This window comes from Flavobacterium pygoscelis, assembly GCF_023162025.1.
GTDB classification, from domain to species: Bacteria; Bacteroidota; Bacteroidia; order Flavobacteriales; family Flavobacteriaceae; genus Flavobacterium; species Flavobacterium pygoscelis.
In genome coordinates this window covers 109692-132212 of sequence record NZ_JALNUB010000002.1, presented here as the reverse complement: position 1 = coordinate 132212, position 22521 = coordinate 109692, and the positions used below count along the sequence as shown (strand labels likewise).

At 32.2% G+C, this 22521-nt stretch carries 21 protein-coding genes; 4 read left to right on the top strand and 17 right to left on the bottom strand.

Annotated features, from left to right (window positions below; genetic code table 11):
- Window positions 1-32: 32 nt before the first annotated feature.
- Window positions 33-422, top strand: a complete 390-nt coding sequence (gene ytxJ, locus MW871_RS02840) for a bacillithiol system redox-active protein YtxJ (RefSeq protein ID WP_248427487.1) — start codon at window positions 33-35, stop codon at window positions 420-422.
- 74 nt (window positions 423-496) lie between these two features.
- On the opposite strand, the gene MW871_RS02835 is transcribed toward ytxJ, so the two are convergent.
- From MW871_RS02835 to fahA, 14 genes are all read right to left on the bottom strand, one after another.
- Entirely contained in the window at window positions 497-1681 is a 1185-nt protein-coding gene (locus tag MW871_RS02835; RefSeq protein ID WP_188050480.1) for a hypothetical protein, read from the bottom strand.
- Window positions 1668-2663, bottom strand: a complete 996-nt coding sequence (locus tag MW871_RS02830) for a DUF2157 domain-containing protein (RefSeq protein ID WP_188050481.1) — start codon at window positions 2661-2663, stop codon at window positions 1668-1670. Before MW871_RS02830 ends, MW871_RS02835 begins: the two co-directional genes overlap by 14 nt.
- A 193-nt stretch (window positions 2664-2856) precedes the next feature.
- The gene (locus MW871_RS02825) at window positions 2857-3429 is read right to left on the bottom strand and encodes a hypothetical protein (protein WP_188050482.1); all 573 of its coding nucleotides are present in this window, start codon (window positions 3427-3429) and stop codon (window positions 2857-2859) included.
- Between the two features lie 106 nt (window positions 3430-3535).
- Entirely contained in the window at window positions 3536-4816 is a 1281-nt protein-coding gene (argH, locus tag MW871_RS02820; protein WP_248427486.1) for an argininosuccinate lyase, read from the bottom strand.
- A gap of 209 nt (window positions 4817-5025) precedes the next feature.
- Window positions 5026-6096, bottom strand: a complete 1071-nt coding sequence (locus MW871_RS02815; RefSeq protein ID WP_248427485.1) for a M20 family metallo-hydrolase — start codon at window positions 6094-6096, stop codon at window positions 5026-5028.
- A 52-nt stretch (window positions 6097-6148) separates the two neighbouring features.
- Window positions 6149-6994: an acetylglutamate kinase gene (argB, locus tag MW871_RS02810; RefSeq protein ID WP_248427484.1), complete on the bottom strand. Its 846-nt coding sequence runs from the start codon at window positions 6992-6994 to the stop codon at window positions 6149-6151.
- An 11-nt stretch (window positions 6995-7005) separates the two neighbouring features.
- On the bottom strand, window positions 7006-7986 hold the full coding sequence (locus MW871_RS02805) for an N-acetylornithine carbamoyltransferase (RefSeq protein ID WP_248427483.1): 981 nt from the start codon (window positions 7984-7986) through the stop codon (window positions 7006-7008).
- A 182-nt stretch (window positions 7987-8168) separates the two neighbouring features.
- Window positions 8169-9305, bottom strand: a complete 1137-nt coding sequence (locus MW871_RS02800; protein WP_248427482.1) for an aspartate aminotransferase family protein — start codon at window positions 9303-9305, stop codon at window positions 8169-8171.
- Window positions 9306-9450: 145 nt separating this feature from the next.
- Window positions 9451-10428: an N-acetyl-gamma-glutamyl-phosphate reductase gene (argC, locus tag MW871_RS02795; protein ID WP_248427481.1), complete on the bottom strand. Its 978-nt coding sequence runs from the start codon at window positions 10426-10428 to the stop codon at window positions 9451-9453.
- Between the two features lie 42 nt (window positions 10429-10470).
- Entirely contained in the window at window positions 10471-10875 is a 405-nt protein-coding gene (locus tag MW871_RS02790) for a hypothetical protein (protein ID WP_248427480.1), read from the bottom strand.
- 31 nt (window positions 10876-10906) lie between these two features.
- On the bottom strand, window positions 10907-12100 hold the full coding sequence (locus MW871_RS02785; RefSeq protein WP_248427479.1) for an argininosuccinate synthase: 1194 nt from the start codon (window positions 12098-12100) through the stop codon (window positions 10907-10909).
- A 109-nt stretch (window positions 12101-12209) separates the two neighbouring features.
- On the bottom strand, window positions 12210-12827 hold the full coding sequence (locus MW871_RS02780) for a GNAT family N-acetyltransferase (RefSeq protein WP_210646343.1): 618 nt from the start codon (window positions 12825-12827) through the stop codon (window positions 12210-12212).
- A gap of 467 nt (window positions 12828-13294) precedes the next feature.
- A complete protein-coding gene (locus tag MW871_RS02775; protein WP_248427478.1) occupies window positions 13295-14482 on the bottom strand; it encodes a hypothetical protein in 1188 nt (395 codons plus the stop codon).
- 433 nt (window positions 14483-14915) lie between these two features.
- Complete coding sequence (fahA, locus tag MW871_RS02770) at window positions 14916-16199, bottom strand: fumarylacetoacetase (RefSeq protein ID WP_188050493.1); 1284 nt, start codon at window positions 16197-16199, stop codon at window positions 14916-14918.
- Window positions 16200-16306: 107 nt separating this feature from the next.
- On the opposite strand from fahA, the gene glyA reads away from it, so the two are divergent.
- Complete coding sequence (gene glyA, locus MW871_RS02765) at window positions 16307-17581, top strand: serine hydroxymethyltransferase (RefSeq protein WP_248427477.1); 1275 nt, start codon at window positions 16307-16309, stop codon at window positions 17579-17581.
- 114 nt (window positions 17582-17695) lie between these two features.
- Window positions 17696-18289 carry a MiaE family protein gene (locus MW871_RS02760; protein ID WP_188050495.1) on the top strand — a complete coding sequence of 198 codons (594 nt, stop codon included), beginning with the start codon at window positions 17696-17698 and terminating at the stop codon, window positions 18287-18289.
- Between the two features lie 33 nt (window positions 18290-18322).
- On the opposite strand, the gene MW871_RS02755 is transcribed toward MW871_RS02760, so the two are convergent.
- On the bottom strand, window positions 18323-18892 hold the full coding sequence (locus MW871_RS02755) for a pentapeptide repeat-containing protein (protein WP_210646345.1): 570 nt from the start codon (window positions 18890-18892) through the stop codon (window positions 18323-18325).
- A 78-nt stretch (window positions 18893-18970) separates the two neighbouring features.
- Entirely contained in the window at window positions 18971-19405 is a 435-nt protein-coding gene (locus MW871_RS02750; RefSeq protein WP_248427476.1) for a DUF6526 family protein, read from the bottom strand.
- A 218-nt stretch (window positions 19406-19623) separates the two neighbouring features.
- Between MW871_RS02750 and MW871_RS02745 the strand changes: the two genes are divergently transcribed.
- Complete coding sequence (locus MW871_RS02745; RefSeq protein WP_248427475.1) at window positions 19624-20667, top strand: NAD(P)-dependent alcohol dehydrogenase; 1044 nt, start codon at window positions 19624-19626, stop codon at window positions 20665-20667.
- Between the two features lie 122 nt (window positions 20668-20789).
- On the opposite strand, the gene MW871_RS02740 is transcribed toward MW871_RS02745, so the two are convergent.
- Window positions 20790-22517 carry a histidine kinase dimerization/phospho-acceptor domain-containing protein gene (locus tag MW871_RS02740; RefSeq protein ID WP_248427474.1) on the bottom strand — a complete coding sequence of 576 codons (1728 nt, stop codon included), beginning with the start codon at window positions 22515-22517 and terminating at the stop codon, window positions 20790-20792.
- Between the last annotated feature and the right edge of the window lie 4 nt (window positions 22518-22521).

The window sequence follows — 22521 nt, the reverse complement described above, 5'->3', positions numbered from 1 at the left end:
AAAATGTCAAATTGACTTAAAACAAGACAATTATGAGCTTTTTTAAAAATATTTTTAGCAGTTCAGAGGAAAAAGATTCAAAAGAAAGTAAAATCGATTGGATTGAACTAACAGATTTAGGACAGTTAAATGAAATTAGTGCGTTATCCAACGAAAAACCAGTCGCTATTTTTAAACACAGTACGCGATGCAGTATAAGTAGGATGGCCTTGAAACAGTTTGAAAATGAGTTTGATAGCTCAGATAAAGTTACGCTTTATTTTTTAGACTTGATAGCCCATCGCGATGTTTCTAATGAAATAGCGAGTCGTTTTGGTGTAACGCATCAATCACCACAATTGATTTTAATCAATCAAGGGAAAGCGGTTTATCATGTTTCGCATAGTGATATTGATGCAGAAGCATTAGTTAAGCAAGTTTAGTTTCATACTAAAAAAGGATACCGCATTTCATAAATTTATTTGAATATAGATTTATGAAATGCGGTTTTGTTATTTTAAAATTCACCACTAGATCCGCCTCCGCTAAAACCACCTCCACCAAATTCTATAGGAGAATCTTCAACTTTAACTTCAGGTTTTACTCCTAATTGCGAAGCAGAGACAATAATTTGAAGGTTTGCAAAAGCATCAGGATTTGTAAAACGATCTACTTTAAAAGTAATTCCTGTCTCCTTATATTTAGTTTTCTTTATAGCAAAATAAGTAAAAGCAAACAACAATAATCCGCCAATGCTTAAAGCCACTTCTGTTGGTAAAATATGATAATAGATTCTAAAAGAAAAAATACTAAAACAAAAGGCTAGGAAACCAATCCAAAGCATCATTCTGTCTTTGTTTTTTAATGAAAAAAAGAGATAGGCGATAGGGGTTATTATTGTAAAAGCCCAAAACAGTAGGGCAAAAGGAATTTCTGGGCTTCCTCCTTCAAAATAACTTTCAGATAAAGATGCATTCAGTTCTCTAACTACATAATAATTGCCAGCGAGATAAAATAAAATGAGACAAAATCCTTGTGCAAGCTTTAATCCTTGATAATAGTACGGTAAAGTTAGATTTTGAAGCGCTTTTTTTGCTAAAAAATAAAAAATCCCAGAATACAATAAAAACACAAAAGGCAATATAGTTTTTCCTATTATTAAATAATTAAATACCGAATAGGCAAGTGTAGCAGTTATTCCCATACAAGCCAATAATGCTAACGTAATATTTAAATAACGCAAATAAGTAACACTCGATATTATTGCCATAACAACAAGAATAGCGAGATAATTGGTATCGTAATTTTTTTCGAAAGTTAATCCCACGGCAATTAGCAAGGCTGAAATAGCTCCTAATATAAATGCATCATCTAAACCATAACCAAAATACAGCAGTGCTTTAGACATATATTCCTTGGTAGCAAAACCAATAAGAGCAAAGAAATAAATAAAGTATAGATATTCATTTTCAGAATTACCGAGTACCAAAAGTGATAGCATTCCACAAATCGAACTGTATAAGAATAGACCTAAAATAAATAGACCTATTCGCATAAAGATATTGTTCTGAGTTTTAAGTTGAGGATGTTTTTTCTCAAATGTATTTTGTTGTTCAGGATTAATAAAGCCTGCTTTTTTTAATACACGTACTTCTTCGTTTAGATAAAAATTGTCTAAAAGTGTTTTGTTATAGGCTATCATTGCTCGTTTTTTTATTGAAATGTTTAATAAGTTTTATAAATCCAAGTATGGATCCAATAAAGTAAAAAGGAGTTAACACTAAAAATAGCGATAAAAAGTCCTCTACATGAATAAGGTCTATTATTCTAACAAAAAAGATATTCATTCCTATGAATCCGTATAATACCGTAAATATAAATAAGGACATCGACTTGGTTTGAAAACTTAAATTGTAAAAATAATAAGCAGCAATTGCCATAATGATTCCAGCAGGAAACCAAAAGTCATCGCACAAATTGACAATGCAAGCAATACCAATTAAATGCAGTGAAAAACTTAGGTAAACGAGATTAAAATGCTTTTTTAAATTTATTTTGATGGAATATAAAGACCATAACAATAAAAACAATCCAAATGCTAAACCGATATAACTTAAAGTACGATTGTTAAACATTTCGTTTTCAAAATAGTGTTTAGGATCAACTGATAACCCCAAGTAAGCTGCCATTCCGGTAATTCCTATAGATAGCACACTTTTGTTATCGAAATAATAGCCGCAAAATAGACTAATAACGGTTGGAATTATAGTCGCTAATCCATAATGAGTTCCAAAAGCTTCGTATTGAAACTGTAAATAACCAACAAACGAACAACTTAAAATAACTGCCGTAAGTACTAAATAATCATATAAGGGATTGGAAAAAGGAACTTCTCCCTTTTTGAAACCTTCATGATTTTTAAAACAAAAATAAAAACAAACTAGTGTCATTATTAATAACAGTCCTAGCAAAACAGTATGACCAATGGTATCAATATTTTGATAAATCAGAATACCTACGCCTGTTGTGAACAATAAAATAGATAAGTATAATAAAAACTTTAATTCATTATGAACCGAAAATAGATTTAACGCTCTATAATCCTTAATCTCTTCGAATTGTTGCTTCGTTATTTGATTATGTTCTAGAAGGGTTTGTGCAGACTGTTCTTCGAAATTGACCATTTTCTTTAATTAAGATTTTTCTCAAATATATAGAATTTTTAGTACTAAATTAATAAGCACTTCTACTATTCCTTTACAATTGAAAAGCATTTTGTTTTAATTCCTTTGAGTTTAGGTAATTATTAGGCATAAAAAAACCAATATTTCACAAGCGAAATATTGGTTTTTTCCAGTTTTAAAATAATTATTTATTTTATTTCTGAATTTTTATATCCACAACAATTTTTGGATCATACCCAACTCTTTGTACTGATTTTATGTAAATAGCTCCTTTTTTTCCAGCTGCATTTTTGAACAACACAACATTTGGAACATAGCTATCAGGAAATGATTTGTTATCATCAGCATCGACTTTGATTGCATCAAGATCCGAACCTTTTTCTAATTTATTAAATTGTTCTAAAGTAAGTTGCTCTCTTTGGTAATTAATGTAAAGTGTGGTAGCCCCATTTTTTATTCCGTATTCTACATTACTTGGGCTCACAAAATAGTTAAAAGAAAAACTTCCGCTATAAAAAACAACATCTATTTTTGGTAAAATAGTTGCATCAATTTGTGACTTTTTATAAGATTTACCTAATTCTGTCGAAAAATATCTTCCTGCATCAAAACCTTCAGTAAAATCTAAAGAGAATTTAACGTCTTTAAATGTTTTTAAGGTTGAATTGTCTTTTTGAACTTCATCAGCCGAAGAATCATCTTTTGAACAACTGTTTAATGCTAATGATAAGCTTAGGAATAAAATAATTTTGTAATGTAATTTCATGTTTTTTATTTTTTTTGCAAACGTAAGAAAATTATGTGTAATATTAATGATTATTAAGAAATATTTTTCTGACAATTGTGAAGTATTACATTACCTATATTTTTAATTAAAAGCTGGCTTTCATTTTTTCTTTAATCTCATTTAAACACAAATTGTTAATACTACCTTCATGAGTATGTCTAGTTTCCTTTGGTGAAGTATAAGTGCCGTTTTCGAGTTGTTCTGCAACACTTTTATAGGCATCTCTAAAAGGTATTCCGGCTACAACCATCTCATTTAAAGAATCTACGGTGAACAAATAATCGTATTTTTTATCTTCTAGGATATGCTCTTTTACTTTGATATCTTTTATCGAAAATAGAGCAATGTCTAGACAAGCTTTCAAATTTTGAATCGCTGGAAATAATCCTTCTTTTAGCAATTGTAAATCTCTGTGATAGCCACTTGGTAGGTTATTTGTGATTAAAGTTATTTCATAAGGCAAGGCTTGAATTTTGTTGCATTTGCCACGAATGAGCTCAAATACATCTGGATTTTTCTTGTGTGGCATGATGCTAGAACCTGTGGTTAGATGTGCTGGTAAACTGATAAAATCAAAATTTTGGCTCATGTACAAACACACATCCATTGCTAATTTTGACAAGGTTGCAGCCACGCTGCTCATAGCAAAAGCAACTGTTTTTTCTGATTTTCCACGGCTCATTTGTGCTGCAACCGAATTGTATTTTAAGGTTTCAAAACCTAATTCCTGAGTTGTAAACGTTCTATTAATAGGGAAGGAGCTTCCGTAACCCGCAGCAGATCCTAATGGATTTTGGTCTACGATTTTTAATGCTGCGTTTAGCATTGTAATATCATCAATTAATGTTTCAGCATAAGCAGAAAACCACATTCCGAATGACGATGGCATAGCAATTTGCAAATGTGTATAACCGGGCAATAATATATTTTGATATTTTTCTGCGGATTGCATTAACAAGTCGAATAGTTGTTTTACTTGCACTTTTAGCTCTATAATAACGTCTTTTAGATATAAGTTTACATCTACTAAAACTTGATCATTTCTAGAACGTGCGGTATGAATTTTTTTGCCAGCATCGCCTAGTTTTAGTGTCAATAGATATTCGATTTTTGAATGTACGTCTTCAAAACTATCTTCAATTACAAAGTTTCCGTTTTCAATGTCTTTGATAATTGCTTCTAAAGCCACCACTAAAGAAACTGTTTCCGCTTGTGTTAGCAGACCAATTTCTCCTAACATTTTTGCATGTGCGATAGAGCCTAATGCGTCGTATTTAGCTAAAACCAAATCTAATTCTCTATCGTTTCCAACTGTGAATTGTTCGATTTGCTTATCTGTTGGTATTCCTTTTTCCCAAAGTTTCATAATGTTATTATTTTCGATTCAACTACTATTTACTTAAAAGTAGTTTGAAGCAATTTATTATTTTTTTAATTTGATTTTTTAACGATTTTAGAAACTAAAAAAGTTCTCGTTTGACTAAAACCTAGCCCTGATAGCAGTGAAAATCCTTTTTTGAGGTTTTTACCGAAAAAAAGATTGTAGCGGATAGCAGGAAATAGCTCCAGAAAAAATTACTGTTGAAAGAAATCGCTTAGTATTTTAATGTACAATTGAATTCCTTCTTCAATTTCATTGAGGTAAATAAATTCATTTGCTGAGTGTGACCGCAACGTTTCGCCAGGACCTAGTTTTAAGGATTGACAAGTCAAAACCGACTGATCTGAAAGGGTGGGAGAGCCATAAGTTGTTCTTCCCAAGGCTATTCCGGCTTTTACTAAACCATGATTTGTAGGAATAGAAGAAGCATTTAAGTGCATGGAACGAGGATTTACTTCGGCCGAGATGTGATTTCTGACTGTTTCTAAAATTTCGGTGTTAGTATAACAATCATTTACTCTAATATCGACCACTAAATCGCATTGTGATGGAACAACATTATGCTGTTTTCCGGCGTTTATTTGAGTTACAGTCAATTTTACAGGACCTAAAATTTCGGATATTTTATCGAATTTATAACTGTTAAACCATTCTATAACTGGAACTGCATTATAAATTGGATTGTCAGGATTATGGTGTGCAGCGTGACTTGCTGTGCCTTTTATAACGACATCAAGAACGAGTAAGCCTTTTTCGGCGATGGCCAATTGCATTAAAGTTGGTTCCCCCACAATGGCACAATCTAATTTTGGTAAATGTTTCAAGACGCTATTCAACCCGTTTTTACCACTGCTTTCTTCTTCTGCAGATGCTACGATGACACAATTATAGGGCAAGTTTTCAGTAGCGTAGAAATACACAAAAGTAGCGAGCAAGGAAACTAAACAACCGCCTGCATCATTACTTCCGAGACCAAATAATTTACCGTCTTGTACAAAAGCTTGAAAAGGATCGTTCGTATAGCCTTGATTTGGTTTTACGGTATCGTGATGCGAATTCAGTAATAGCGTGGGCTTAGTTTCGTCAAAATGTTTATTGAAAGCCCAAACATTATTATTTTCTCTTTTAAAAGGGATTTCGTTTTGTGTAAACCAATTTTCGATTAAAAGCGCTGTTTTATCTTCTTCGCTAGAAAAAGAAGGCGTTTCTATCATTTTTTTTAATAGTGTAATCGCTTGTTGTGTTAGGTTTTCTATAGTTTTCATAGTTTACGGTTTAGTTGCGATGACGCTATTTTTAAAATATGCTTTTCGTCTTTTATAGCTTAATTGTTGTTCCAGCACAATCAGTATTTTGTAACATACTGTGATGACCAATTTTTATATTAGTAACTCCTTTTTTTAAGCTATTGAAACAGTTTTCTAATTTGGGAATCATGCCAGAATGTATTGCTTTTTCTTCTTTTAGTTTAGAATATAGTTCTTCATTGATACTTATAATTAGGGATTTGTCATCATCAGCATCCAATAAAACGCCAGGTTTTTCAAAACAATAATTTAGAGTCACGTTGAATGTTTTTGATAATGCAATAGCTAATTCGCTTGCAATGGTATCTGCGTTGGTATTTAATAATTGTCCTTTTCCGTCATGCGTTATCGCGCAAAATACAGGAACAATTGTGTTGTTTAGAAAATTGGTTAAAAGCGTTCTATTTACCGATTTTATATCCCCAACAAAACCATAATCAATAGTTGGATCATTTCTTTTTTCAGATTGAATTAGATTACCGTCTGCACCGGAGAAACCCATCGCATTGCAGTTGTTCGCTTGCAGTTGTGCAACAATGTTTTTATTTATCTGTCCTGAATAAACCATCACAGCAACATCAAGCATCGGCGCGTCTGTGATACGTCTGCCATCAATCATCTTTGGCTTTAATCCAAGATTTTCAGCCATTTTTGTTGCTGATTTTCCACCGCCATGAATCAGTATTTTAGGTCCTTTAATTTTTGAAAATACGATTAAAAATGTAGCCAATTCTACTGGATTATCAATAATGTTTCCTCCAATTTTTACAATACTTAGCTCGTCTAAAAAAGAAGAGTTTGGTGAAGTGGAGAGAGGCAATTGCTGACCTTTGGATTCTTTAGATGATAAATTCATTCTTTGATTCTTTATTTTTTAGACTTTTTTGTTGCCTTCTTAGGATCTAGCTTGGTTTTTAATATTTTTTGTAGCACTAATTGTGCTGCAAATGTTCTGTTATTGGCTTGTTCGATGACAATTGAATTCTCGCTATCCAGAACCTCATCAGTTACAATTACATTTCTTCTTACTGGTAAACAGTGCATGAATTTTGCATTATTGGTGCGTTTCATTTTCTCGGCAGTAATGGTCCAACTGGTATCGGAATTAGTGACTTGTCCGTAGTCCTTATAACTACTCCAGTTTTTGGCATAAATAAAATCAGCATTTTCAAAGGCTTTGTTCTGATCGTATTCTACAGTAACTCCTTTTGTGATGTCAGGGTTTAGTTCGTAACCTTGTGGATGTGTCAAAATAAAATCCGCGTCCTGTAACTGCATCATTTCCAGAAAAGAATTAGCTACAGCTTGTGGTAACGCTTTAGGGTGTGGCGCCCAAGAAAGCACTACTTTTGGCTTGTGTTTTGTTTTGTACTCTGCCATAGTAATAGCATCTGCCAAGGCTTGTAAAGGATGTGCAGTGGCACTTTCCATATTTATGATGGGAACAGTAGCGTGTTTTATAAAACCAGATAATACGGTTTCGGCATTGTCTTTTTCTTTGTCTATCAATCCTGCAAATGCTCTAACAGCAATAATATCGCAATATTGAGAAACTACTTCGGCAGCTTCTTTAATGTGTTCTGATGCGCCTGAATTCATTATAGCACCATCTTCAAACTCAAGTGTCCAACCTTCGTTTGTGAAATTCATTACCATTACATTCATTCCTAGATTTAGCGCTGCTTTTTGAGTGCTTAAACGGGTTCTTAAACTCGAATTAAAAAATAACATTCCTAAGGTTTTGTCTTTGCCTAACTTTTTGTTTTTTAATGGTTTTTTCTTGATTTTTAACGCTTGTTTTACCCATTTGCTGAGTGAATCGATATTTTGTATTGTAGTGTAGTTCATGATTTGAAAGTTTAATTGGAGTAATCTTAATTTATAAAAGACCTTTTTAATTTAAATAAAACCTACCTCGATTAAATCTATGAGTCGATTTTTAGATTTGATTTTTTAAAATGTATTTTAATTTTTTTTAGTAGAAATGATGTCTTTATTTAATGTCTAAATAATCAATTTAATTTAGATTTTTAATTAACTTCTTTTAAAGATTCTTTTAAAGCGATGATAAAAGTATCGATATCTTCCTTGTTGATTGTCAATGGTGGAAGGATTCTTAATAAGTTTTTATTGTTAGCATTTCCTGTAAAAATATGTTTGTCAGTAATCATTTTTTTACGAAGCCCACTTACGTCAAAATTAAACGCTACACCCAACATTAATCCTCGTCCTTTTACCTGGATTACTTCTGGAACTTGTTTCATTGCTTCTAAAAAGTAGGCATAAATAGCATTTACGTTATCCATTAATTTCTCGCTTTCAATCACATCCAACACTGCTATTGCAGCAGCACAAGCCAAGTGGTTTCCGCCAAAAGTGGTTCCTAAAAGTCCATAGCTTGCTTTGAATTTTGGAGCAATCAAGATGCCTCCAATAGGAAATCCATTTCCCATTCCTTTGGCTATGCAAATAATATCTGCTTTGATATTGTGATGTTGATGAGCAAAAAACTTTCCACTTCTTCCATATCCCGATTGTACTTCATCTAAAATCAGAACAACGTCGTAAGTCGCACATATTTTTTCTAAGCCTTGAAAAAACTCCGTTGTTCCTTGGTCTAAACCTCCAACACCTTGAATTCCTTCGATAATTACAGAAGAAACATCTCCTTTTTTTAGTTCAGCTTCTACTAATTCAATAGCATTCAAGGGTAAAAACGTAACCACTTGTTGTGCATTTATTGGCGCAACAATCTTTTTGTTATCGGTAACTGCAACTGCTGCCGAAGTTCTTCCGTGAAAGGAATTATCAAAAGCAATTACACGGGATTTATTATTGTGAAAAGAAGCTAATTTTAGTGCATTTTCATTGGCTTCGGCTCCAGAACTACATAAGAATAAGGTGTAATCGTCTAATCCTGATAATTTTCCTAGTTTTCTAGCTAATTCTACTTGTAAAGGATTCTGAATGGCATTAGAATAAAAACCAATTTTATCCAATTGATTTTTCAACTTAGCAACATAATGGGGTTGGGTATGACCAATAGAAATTACGCCATGACCGCCGTATAAATCTAAATAATCAATTCCGTTTTCGTCTGTTATGGTACAATCCTGTGCTTTTACAGGAGTAATGTTGTATAATGGGTAAACGTCAAATAAGTTCATATTGTTCCTCCCCCTAACCCCCTCCGAAGGAGGGGGAATAGATAACAACGGGGGGTGTTGCTTTTAAAATAAATTAATATCTATGATTTAATTTTTAATTTTTTATCAATAATTATGTTCAGTTACTCCTTTGGGGATTAGGTGATTAAAACCCTGATGGTTTCAAATGCAATCCGGTACTTTCCGCTAAACCAAACATTAAATTCATGTTTTGTATCGCTTGTCCAGAGGCTCCTTTTACTAAATTATCAATAATGGAAGTAATCAGTAAGCGGTTGCCTTTTTTCATTAAGCTAATAATACATTTATTGGTTTGTACTACTTGTTTCATATTAATCCCAGTAGTCGTTACCGTTACAAAAGGTTGGTCTTTATAAAAAGCTTCATATTTTGCTACTATATCTTCTAAGCTTTCTTCTACTGTAGTGTATAAAGTGGCAAAAATTCCTCTAGCAAAATCTCCTCTGTTAGGAACGAAAATCAATTCGTCTTTATATTCTGATTGTAATTGATTGACAGTTTGATTTATTTCTCCCAAATGTTGGTGATCAAAAGCTTTATAATGCGACATATTATTGGATCTCCAACTAAAATGTGTCGTTTCAGAAGGAGAAACTCCAGCTCCTGTGCTTCCTGTTGTAGCATTAATATGCACATCATTATGCAATAATTTGGCTTCTGCCAAAGGCAATAGCGCTAATTGAATGGCAGTTGCAAAACAACCTGGATTAGCAATAAACTGAGCATTTTTAATATCAGATTTATTCAATTCAGGTAATCCGTAAACAAATGATTTTCCATTAAACTCTTTATCTTTTAGCAAACGAAAATCATTTCCTAAATCGATGATTTTAGTATGGCTTGCCAATTGGTTTTGTTCCAAAAAGGATTTCGATTTACCATGGCCTAAACATAAGAATAGCACATTTACATTTGGATTCACAGTATCGGTAAAATCCATTTCGATATCGCCCAACAAATCATTATGTGCTACCGAAAGTGGTTTTCCTGCGTTTGTTGTGCTGTAAACAAAATCTAATTTGGCATTCGGGTGAAACATCAGAATTCGAATTAACTCTCCTGCTGTATAACCTGAACCTCCAATTATTCCGATATTAATCATATTTTTGTGTTTTTTAAGATTTCACAAGAAATCTTTTAATTTTTAATCAATCGCAAGAACGAATTCAGCGGATACAAATTTTATTGACTTCAATGTTCCTAAAGTTGGATTAAGAGCACTTTCAACATCATAACTAGCAATATAAAAGGAGTTTGCTTCAATTTTATCGTAAGGATCGTCGTTGGGTACTTTTCTGATGGGAGTTAAAATAAGTCCATCGGCGTCATATGTTATTTTATAATTTCCTCTTACTGCAACATTATTAGGATTATTAAACTTTATTTGATAGCGAAACCTAGATGTATTATTACCAGTATCAGGAGTATATTCAAATAATAAAACTTCATAAGTAATATTTTTTAATGTCTCTTTTTCAAGTTTGTCATCACTACTACATCCTAAAAAAATAAGAAATAAAGGGATTAAAAAAGCTAATTTAATTTTCATAGTTTTAAATTTAAATTGTTACAAAAGTTAATTAATTATAGTTTTCATTATTTACAGACGAAAATATGTTTTGGGCATTTCCTAAAATCTTAATAAATCCTTTTGCATCATCAGATGTCCAAGCATTATTCATTTCGCCGTATTGACCGAAATTAGTATTCATTAAATCATTTTCGGATTCAATTCCGTCTAATGAAAAGTGGTACGGTTTCAATGAAACTGTTACCGTTCCATTTACTGTTTTCTGAGTTTCTTCAAGGAAAGTTTCGATATTTCTCATTACAGGATCCAAAAACTGGCCTTCATGAAATAACATTCCGTACCAGTTTCCTAATTGTTCTTTCCAATATTGTTGCCATTTTCCGAGAGTATGTTTCTCCAATAAATGGTGTGCTTTGATAATAATTAAAGGAGCAGCAGCTTCAAAACCAACCCTTCCTTTTATTCCGATAATAGTATCACCTACGTGAATGTCTCTACCAATTGCATAAGCATTTGCTAGTTTTTCTAGAGCTACAATATTATTAGAAGGTTTGTCTTTTTTACCATTTATAGCAACTAATTCTCCTTTTAGGAATTCTAAAGTTACTTTTTCTTCTCCTTCTTTTTGTAATTGCGACGGATAAGCTTCGCTCGGTAATGGTTTTGACGAAGTTAACGTTTCTTTTCCGCCAACACTAGTTCCCCAAAGCCCTTTATTAATTGAATATTGTGCTTTTTCCCAAGAATAATGAACCCCATTTTTTGCTAAATAATCAACTTCTTCTTGTCTCGATAATTTTAAATCTCTAATAGGAGTGATGATCTCAATTTCGGGAGCAATGGTTTGAAAAATTAAATCAAAACGGATTTGATCATTTCCTGCTCCAGTACTTCCGTGAGCTATAGCGCTTGCACCAATAGATTTCGCATATTTAATGGCTTCAATAGCTTGAAAAACGCGTTCTGCACTTACTGATAATGGATAAGTGTTGTTTTTTAATACGTTTCCATAAATCAAATACTTAATGGCCTTGTCATAGTATTTATCAACAATAGTCAAGTTAACGTGTTGTGCACTTCCTAAATCGTAAGCTCTTTCTTCGATTGCGGCCAGTTCCTCCTCATCAAATCCTCCTGTATTTATAAGTACAGTATGAACTTCGTATCCTTTTTCATTTTTTAGATATTTTAAACAATAGGAGGTATCTAATCCTCCGCTATAGGCTAATACAACTTTTTTCATGATTTCATTTTTTTCTCTCTAATACATTTGATTTAAAATCGGTGTTCGTTTGTCTAAAGAGTATTATTTTTTATTTAAATTTTTGAATTTTTTCGTTTTGTAGAGGGAATTAATCCTCTAAGAACAAGGCTTGCTTTATTTTTTTTAAACGATTCCATATCCGGACATTAAACGGATGTTTTGGTGGGTTTTTAGGTTTTTCTTTTGGGTCGTAAAGCATTCCAGTACACAAACACATTTTGTTATCTTTACTTTTTAAAATTTCATAATTGGTGCAAGTTTGGCATCCTTTCCAAAAACTTGGATCAGTAGTTAATTCAGAGAATGGTACCGGTTTATAACCCAATTCCGAATTGATTTTCATGACTGCTAAACCTGTTGTAATACCAAAAACCTTTGCTTCGGGATATTTTTTCAAGGAGTAATCAAATACAAATGATTTGATTTTTTTTGCCAAGCCTAAGTTTCTAAAATCAGGATGAACAATTAATCCTGAATGTGCTACAAATTTTCCGTGTTCCCAACTTTCGATATAGCAAAAACCAGCAAATTTGCCATCAACTAATGCAATGACCGCATCGCTGCTTTCCATCTTTTTCTGGATGTATTCTGGCGTTCTTTTAGCAATTCCAGTACCTCTCAGTAAGGCAGATAATTCAATAGTATCGCATATTTCTTGCGCATATTTATAGTGATTTTCATCAGTTACAAGGATAGAAATGTTCATTTCAAGAGTTGAATTTGTAGTTAAAAAATATACTAGGATTTGTTTTTTGAAATAAACTTTCACAAGAATTTAGTGCTATAAAGAAAATATTGATCAGAGAGCAATACATTAAATTACAGCATAAAGCCAATAAATTACAAGTAGTTATCGGAGCTAATACTCCAATACAAAATAAGGTTGATTTCAAAACGAAAAAATGAAAAATGAATAAAAATATTACAGATTACTGCTGGAAACTATAGTTATAGTGTCCGTACTTCGGGTGAAGCCGTAGGTCTGTTTGTCCGTGAGATAGGAGTTATATTTATATTGTTGTTATTCATCGGTGCAAAAGTACATAATTTTTTGAAATACGAGTCTACAATTATCTTTTGTAACAAAAAAATAAGATATTGTTACTTTTTATTTAAAAAAAACTCCTTGACATTTTATTGTCAAGGAGTTAGCTTTAATTTGATTAAATATTTTTATTGATTTCTAAACCTATTTTGAGTTACAATGCCTTTAATTTTAGCTTTCAAATCTTCACCTGTATCATAAATCATTTGCTCACTACTAGGAAAAGACACTTGTTTTTTATCAAAATAAGAGTAATAATTATCATCAGATGCTCGTCGATCTCCTTTGTAAGTAGCGTAAATATTTTCGAAAACATATTCACTTGTTATCGGAAACGTTTTCAATAATTGGTTGCTTTTAAGGTTTATATAATCAATTTTAGCTGTAATTTGGCAGGATTTAAATTGTCGGTATTCATAAATACTTGCCGTTACAGTTCGCAGATTATCAACCATAACTACTTTTCCTTTATCATCTACTACTTCTTTTCCGTTGGCATCAATTAGTTTTTTTAGACCGTCTTTGATGATGCGCTCTTTTGTAAATTCCTTCTCTTTAATTTGCTCTGGTGAAATATAAATTTCTCTAAAATTAATAAGTAAACCATAATCATAATTAATTCCTTTTTGCTTTGTACTATGATAAACGGTCCATTTGTCATTTAACCCTAACGTGCTAAAATCTAATAAATCATTTTGAAGACGATTAGGAATAACCATATTTGTCTCGTTTTTAGTGTAAACAGATATATAATCAGAACCCTTAAACAAAGCTTCGTCTAGCAATTGCAATACATTTTTATAATTTGGATTTATTTTGTTTAAATAATCCAAGTCATCATACGCTTTTCTAAAATTCATTTTATCAGTAGTAGTCATTAGCTTTTTTGCATTGTTATACAAGTAAACAGACAAAGCATTTTTACTATCAATAATTTGATTATTATAATTTTCAAAAGGAAAAATAGCATTTCGACCTTCTCTCAATAATTTCAAAGGGAGTATTGGTTTTATCTTTTCCTGACGTTGGTTAAGTTGCAAATAAGTAGTATAAATCCTTTCTAATTGTGCAGGATTAGCCTCTTTTACGAGTAAGTTTACCGTGTTTAAATCGCGCTCTTTTGCTTTTGCAAATGCCTCTTCCAATAAATAAACATAATCTTGTTTCCCTTTTTTATCTTTATTAGTTCTCAAACTAGATACCGCATTATCAATGGCTTCATCATAATTTCCAGAACCTAATAAATTTTGAGTTTGCTTTACTCCACACCCTGTAGCAAGGATAATTAAGGAAAGTAGGAGCGTAATTTTTTTCATAAATAATAGATTTTAGTAAGTCTCGATAATAAGGACCTCTTTTTGAGTATCCAAAAATAGGAAAATTATTAGAGTTTTTATTTTATTGCTTTATTTAAAGTTGACTTATTTATTTCTTTAAAAGCATATTCCAGCTCTCCATTACAATTTTATTGGTATCAGGTAGTTTTATTAGGCCCAAAAGGAGCTTCTTTTAGTCGCTCTTTTAGGCCTATAAAACGAACCTTCTCCTGCATAAAGATTTTCATTACTATCTGGGCTAAAACAGGAATACAATACCTGTTTTCAATTTAAAATACCGCACTAAATCAACTTATTAATATAAAATAGTGTTATCAAAATAATTTTATAGCAATAAATCTAAAATTGATTTTTAGCACAAAAAAAACTCCAAAAGCAAAAGCTGATGGAGTTTTTTTAGGAAGGCTATAATTTATTTCCTTACAAAAGGAGGTAATAATTTACTAGAAACTTCACCGAATCCGATTCTAACGTTTTCGTTTTGAGAATATCCTTTCATAATAACAGTATCGTTATCATTAATGAATTTGCGCTCTGTTCCATCATTTAATTTAATTGGATTTTTTCCGCCCCAAGTTAGTTCCAACATCGAACCATAACTATCAGGAGTCGGTCCAGATATAGTTCCGGAACCCATCATATCACCAGAGTTTACACGACAGCCGTTAGAGGTATGGTGTGCTAATTGCTGACTCATAGTCCAATACATATATTTAAAATTAGAACGCGAAATAACAGTTGGTTCTGATTTCTCAGGCTGAATCGCTACTTCTAAATGAATGTCAAAAGAATGTTTTCCTTTTTGTTGCAAATAGGGAAGTGGTGTTGGTTCTTGCTTAGGACCTTTGGTTTTAAAAGGTTCTAAAGCATCCATAGTTACAATCCAAGGAGAAATTGAGGAAGCGAAGTTTTTAGCTAAAAATGGACCTAATGGTACATATTCCCATTTCTGAATATCGCGGGCGCTCCAGTCATTTAGTAAAACCATTCCAAAAATATATTCTTCGGCTTCAGTTACCAAGATATTTTCGCCCATTATATTTACATCTGTAGTGATAAAGGCCGTTTCCAACTCAAAATCAACCAAACGAGAGGGTCCAAAAACCGGAGTCGTTTCACCATTTGGTAAAGTTTGTCCCATTGGTCTGTGTACCGGAATACCTGAAGGAACAATTGTAGAACTTCTACCATGATATCCTACAGGAATGTGAAGCCAGTTAGGCAAAAGTGCATTTTCTGGGTCACGAAACATTTTCCCCACGTTAGTAGCATGCTCTTTACTAGAGTAAAAATCAGTGTAATCACCAATAAGTACAGGCAATTGCATCTCTACATCTTCCATATTGAAAATGATGATTTCTCTGTCTTTTGCGTTGTCTTGCAACTTTGGATTCTCAATGTCAAAAATCTCTGCAATTCGGTTACGAACCAAACGCCATGTTTTTTGACCATCAGAAATAAAATCATTCAAAGTATCTTGCATGAACATATCATCAGTAAGTTCGATACCTTCAAAATAGTTTAATTGTTGTAAGGCTCCTAAATCAATAGCGAAATCTCCAATTCGTGTTCCTACGGTTACTACATTTTCTTTTGTAAGAAAAACACCGAAAGGTATATTTTGAATAGGGAAATCACTCTCTGGACGAACTTCAATCCATGATTTTCTATTTATATCGTTGGCTATTATTGGCATATTCTGTTAATTATTTTGTTGAAAATTACTCATCAAATATATTATAATCTAACTATTAACCAAACGTTTTTTTGTATTTTTGCATCAAATTAACGAAAATCAAAAAAATGCAACGCGACGAACAAATTTTTGACCTTATTCTTGAAGAACAAGAAAGACAAATTCACGGATTAGAACTAATCGCTTCGGAGAACTTTGTAAGTGACGAAGTAATGGAAGCAGCTGGTTCTGTATTAACTAACAAATATGCCGAAGGATATCCCGGAAAAAGGTATTATGGAGGTTGTGAAGTAGTTGATGTAGTAGAACAAATTGCAATTGATAGAGCCAAAGAATTATTTGGAGCTGCTTATGCAAATGTACAACCACACTCGGGATCTCAAGCCAATACAGCAGTTTACCATGCTTGTATTAAACCAGGAGACAAAATCTTAGGTTTTGACTTATCTCATGGTGGTCACTTAACTCACGGTTCTCCAGTAAATTTTTCTGGACGTTTATATACGCCTTCATTTTATGGTGTAGATAAAGAAACGGGATTATTAAACTACGATAAAATTCAAGAAATAGCGACTAAAGAACAACCAAAATTAATTATCGCAGGAGCTTCGGCTTACTCACGCGATATGGATTTTGAGCGTTTTAGAGTAATCGCTGATAGTGTAGGTGCTATTTTATTAGCTGATATTTCTCATCCTGCAGGACTTATTGCCAAAGGTTTGATGAACGATCCTTTGCCTCATTGTCATATTGTAACAACAACAACACACAAAACCTTACGTGGACCTCGTGGTGGTTTGATCTTAATGGGGCAAGATTTTCCAAACCCATTTGGTTTAACAACTCCAAAAGGAGAAATAAGAATGATGTCTTCATTATTGGATCTTGCTGTTTTCCCAGGAAATCAAGGTGGACCATTAATGCACATCATTGCTGCAAAAGCAGTTGCTTTTGGTGAAGCATTAAAAGATGAGTTTTTTACCTATGCTTTACAATTACAAAAAAATGCAAATGCTATGGCAGACGCTTTTGTAAAAAGAGGATACGAAATTATTTCTGGAGGAACAGACAATCACATGATGTTGATTGATTTAAGAAACAAAAATATTTCTGGAAAAGAAGCTGAAAATGCATTGGTAAAAGCAGAAATCACAGTAAATAAAAATATGGTTCCATTTGATGACAAATCTCCATTTGTAACTTCAGGAATTCGTGTTGGTACTGCAGCAATTACTACTCGTGGTCTTGTAGAAGCAGATATGGAAACTATTGTTGATTTAATCGACAGAGTTTTAGTAGATCCTACCAATGAAGACGTTATCGAAGCAGTTGCTAATGAAGTAAACGAAATGATGAGCGAAAGAGCTATTTTTGTATATTAACAAATAGTTCAAAATTTTTAAAGTCGAAAGTCAATAGCCTGAAAAAGACATTAATCTGTTCTTTTTTGAGTTTGATTTTCGACTTTATTACTTTATAAATTTAAGATTAAAACTATGTCTGTACTAAGATTAAAATTGCCAACGGATCCTAGATGGGTAAATATAGTAGAAAAAAATATTGAAGAAATATTGACCGATCACGCTTGGTGCGAGCAAAAAGCCGCTACTAATGCGATTACAATTATTACGAATAATTCAGAACATCAAGATTTAGTTCAGGATCTTTTGGCTTTAGCCAAAGAAGAAATTGATCATTTTGAACAAGTTCATAATATTATTATCAAACGTGGACTTAAATTAGGTCGTGAACGCAAAGACGATTATGTAAACGAATTGTATTTGTACATGAAAAAGAATGGTAATGGGAGCCGCGTTTCTAGTTTAGTAGAACGATTACTGTTCTCCGCTATGATTGAAGCTAGAAGTTGTGAGCGCTTTAAAGTACTTTCTGAAAACATACAAGACGAAGAATTGTCTGTTTTTTATAGGGATTTAATGGAAAGTGAAGCAGGACATTACACTACTTTTATTACCTATGCAAGAAAATACGGAACCGGAATTGACGTAGAAAAAAGATGGCGTGAGTGGATTGAATTTGAAGCTTCGGTGATTGCAAATTATGGTAAGAGCGAAACCATTCATGGATAATATTTTACAGTTCAATAATTATAGTTGTTATAATTATTGAACTGTAATATCATGTTTATAAAGCAATCCTTTGACTCCTTCTAAAGAAAACAGGGCTTTCTTAATTTTTGTTTTGGTAGGATCAATTGTGTAGTTGTAACTCGTTTGAAAATTGGCTTTGTTAGCGATTGCTTTTGCAAATTCTGAGCGGTACAAATCACAATTATCAAAAACAACTTCAGTTAAATCCGTATTCATAAAATCTACTGCGACTAGACTGCAATTTGTAAAGGAAGTTCTTTTTATTTTTAAAGTATAAAATTTAGAAAAATCCAGAATACAGTTATTAAAGGCGATTTCGAAAATTAGTTTATCGCACATTGCAAAATTCACCTCTTTAATTTCGCAATTATTAAAAACTACGGTTCTAAAGGCTACATAATTAATTTTGGCTTCGCTAAAAATACAATTATTAAAAGTACAATCTATAAAAGTTACCGCGACAAAGATACATTGTGAGAAATTACAATTTGTAAAAGTACAGCATTCAAATTCTTTAAAATTAACTTGCTCTTCAGAATAAGTAATTTCGTTGTATTCAATATCTAAAAAATATTCTGGCATTTTGTATTTTTCAATTCCTAGCAAAGAAACAAATTCTAAATTGTTGTTCAAATTAAACAGTGGTAATCTTCTGTAATATTATACTCTTTCGTAATCGCCTTTCCAATTCTTAATTGATTTTTTGATGGTATCTCCGGATAAATTTTCGGTGACTACTCTTTGAGTTAGTGCAGCGAGCTCTTCATCTGGAGCAAAACGCAAGGCAAATAATTGCGAATCATCTAATTGATCTTCAAAAACCTCAAATCTATTTCCAGTTGTAGCAAGATATCGGTATCTTAATTCGAGACGTACGATTCGGTTTTGTAGTGTTAAGGCATAATGTTGTCTTAGCATGAAAGCCAGACAAAATAACACTATGAAAATAGCGCTGATAAACAACCATAATAATACATCAGGAGTTGTGAATGCAAAGTAAATGCTAAAGGCAAGAAAAGCCATTATAATAGGATAATAAACAAAATGATGCGGTGGATAAAAGCGAATGTGATTTTTATAAGACTGGTTTTTCATAGTTTTTTTATTTTTTTAAAGATACTTAAAAACAATTAAATTCAAATTAGTCAATCTATATTAGTTTTAATAAAGCTGAAGAATTGCAATTTGTTTTTTCTATTTATAATTATTTATTCATTTGTAAAAAAGTAACTAAAATTAAATTATGTAAATATTATGAATTGCTATTCTGTATAAAACTAATAATTCCATAATTTTAGTAAAAATTAAAAATTATGATACCAACGAAAGGATATGCAGTTCAGGATGCAAAAACAGATTTAGCCCCTTGGAATTTTGAAAGAAGAGAAGTAGGACCTCACGATGTACAATTTGACATACAGTTTTGTGGTGTTTGCCATAGTGATTTACACCAAATAAAGGACGATTGGGGAGGAGCAATTTATCCTATGGTTCCCGGTCATGAGATTGTAGGTAAAGTAGTGAAAGTAGGAACTCATGTCAAAAAGTTTAAAGTTGGTGATCTTGCCGGAACGGGCTGTCTGGTAGATTCTTGTAGAACCTGTGATAATTGTAAAGAAGGCTTAGAGCAGTTTTGTTCTAATGGAAGCACAGGAACTTATAATGCTTTAGGTCAAGATGGTAAAACGCCTACTTATGGTGGTTATTCTAATACAATTGTAGTGCATGAAGATTTTGTACTTCATGTATCAGACAAATTAAATTTAGCGGCAGTAGCGCCATTGCTTTGTGCAGGAATAACAACTTATTCGCCATTAAGACACTGGAAAGTGGGTAAAGGGCATAAACTAGCTGTTTTAGGATTAGGTGGTTTAGGACATATGGCCGTAAAATTTGGAGTTTCATTTGGAGCAGAAGTTACGGTTTTAAGTACTTCTCCTGAAAAAGAAGCTGACGCTAAAAAATTAGGAGCTCACAAATTTATAGTAACTAAAGACGAAGAGCAATTAAAAAGTGTAACTGGTTATTTTGATTTTATTTTAGATACTGTTTCTGCACCACATGATTTGAATTTATACCTTTCTTTGTTGGGTGTTAACGGAGTTCATATTTGTGTAGGAGCGCCTCCAACACCTTACCAAATCCACGCTTTTAGCCTTATTGGAGGTAGAAAAAGTTTAGCAGGATCATTAATTGGTGGATTACCAGAGACACAAGAAATGCTAGATTATTGTGCAGAACATCATATCGTTTCTGATATTGAAATGATCGATATCAAAAATGTTCACCAAGCGTATGATCGAATGATGAAAGGAGATGTAAGATATCGTTTTGTAATTGACATGGCAAGTTTGTAGCAAAATCAAATTCGTAGAACATAAACATAAAAAACGCTGCAGATTACTGCAGCGTTTTTTTAATTAGGAATGTTTCAATTTTTTATTGTAAATAAAAACATGTTTATAAATTGTTTTTCTTGCTAGGTATCAGCTTGTAGTGCAATGCTAAAAGTACTTCCTAATCCCAGATCGCTTTTTACACTTATTATACCATTTTGAGCTTCAATAAATTCTTTGCTAATCGCTAAACCTAATCCAGTTCCTAATTTATGACTTCCTGGAATTTGGAAATATTTATCAAAAACTTTATTCTTGTAATGACTATCAATCCCTTTTCCTTTGTCAATAACTTCAAAAAGGATTGTATTATTCTCTTGTCTTACTTTGACAATAATGGTACTGTTTTCAGAGGAGTAGGTAATTGCATTTGTTAAAAAGTTGATAAGAACCCAAGCAGTTTTATCGGTATCAGCCTTTACAAAAGGCAAGTTTTCTTGGGCATCAATAATGATTTTTATTGCTTTTTGATCGGCTTTTACTTTTACAGCCGCTATCGCATAATTTATTATGTCGTAAGGATTGTTGTTTTCTATAGTTAGATGTATGTTTCCCGTTTCTACTTGAGATAAATCCAGTAATTCTCCGGTAATTTTCAGCAATCTTTCGCTATCTTCTTTGATACTTGTAATTAGCTGTTTTTGGTCTTCATTCATCTTACCAGTATCTTCTTTTTCAAGAATTTGTAAACTCATTTTTATCGAAGATATAGGCGTTTTTAATTCATGAGAAACCGTGGCTATAAAATTGGTTTTTGCAAAATCTAGCTCTTTAAAAACAGTAATGTTTCTTAGAATGATTACATCACCAATATCAATTGTTTGATCTTCACCGGTTGGTTTAATGGTAATATTTACAATTTCTTTTTCAAAATAACTTTCTATATTATCTGCAAAAATCTTCATCGGTTCCACTTTCTGTTTGCCATCAAGCAGTGTACTTACTATAAGTGATTTCATTAAATCATTAGTAAGAGCTAGCGTAGTGGCCAATTGTCCTACAACTTCACTAGATTTTAAACCAATGATTTTCAATGCTTCATTATTTACAAATAATATAGTTCCTGTATTGTCCAATCCAATAATTGGATCGTGCATATTATTGATCAAGGTTTCTAATCGTTTTTTCTCAAATGATAATTTGTGTAAGTTACTGCTACTGTATTCTTGTAATTTCTCCGCCATTGAATTGAATGATTTTGCTAAATCTCCAAATTCATTATGATTCATAAAGTGTACTCTTTGCGAATAATTTTTGTTGGCAATTTCCTTGATGCTATCTGTCAGTTCTTTAATAGGATTGGCAATATTATTAGGTAAATTTACTAGTAAATTAAAAGCAATCAAGAAACATAACGTTCCTGTAATAGCAATCCATAAGTTGGCCGTTTCAGCAGTATGAGTTGCCACATCGCTTTTTTGCTTAATGGCATTCATATTCAGTTTCATTATTTCAAAAATATCTTGCCGAATTTGATTTTTTACTGATTCGTTGCTAAAATCATTTTTAAGTGTGATGAATTTTTTTTCAAGATTAATGTTAGCATTTTTTTCACCAATTTCAGTTGCATTTTTCATCTGGCTTTTAAGATTTTTTTCGAAAACAGAAAAATCTATATTTTTATCGGCACTAATTTTTTCTAATGAAAGCAACATATTACGAGAATATTCTAACGTATTATAGTTCGCTTTCAGAATGTTTTGAGTGTCTATTTTTATCAAAAAAACAGAATAAGCACTTATCAAGGAAAGGATAATAATCATTAAGAACAACAATCCGACACCCAGATTCAATTTGGTTTTTATTTTCATAATG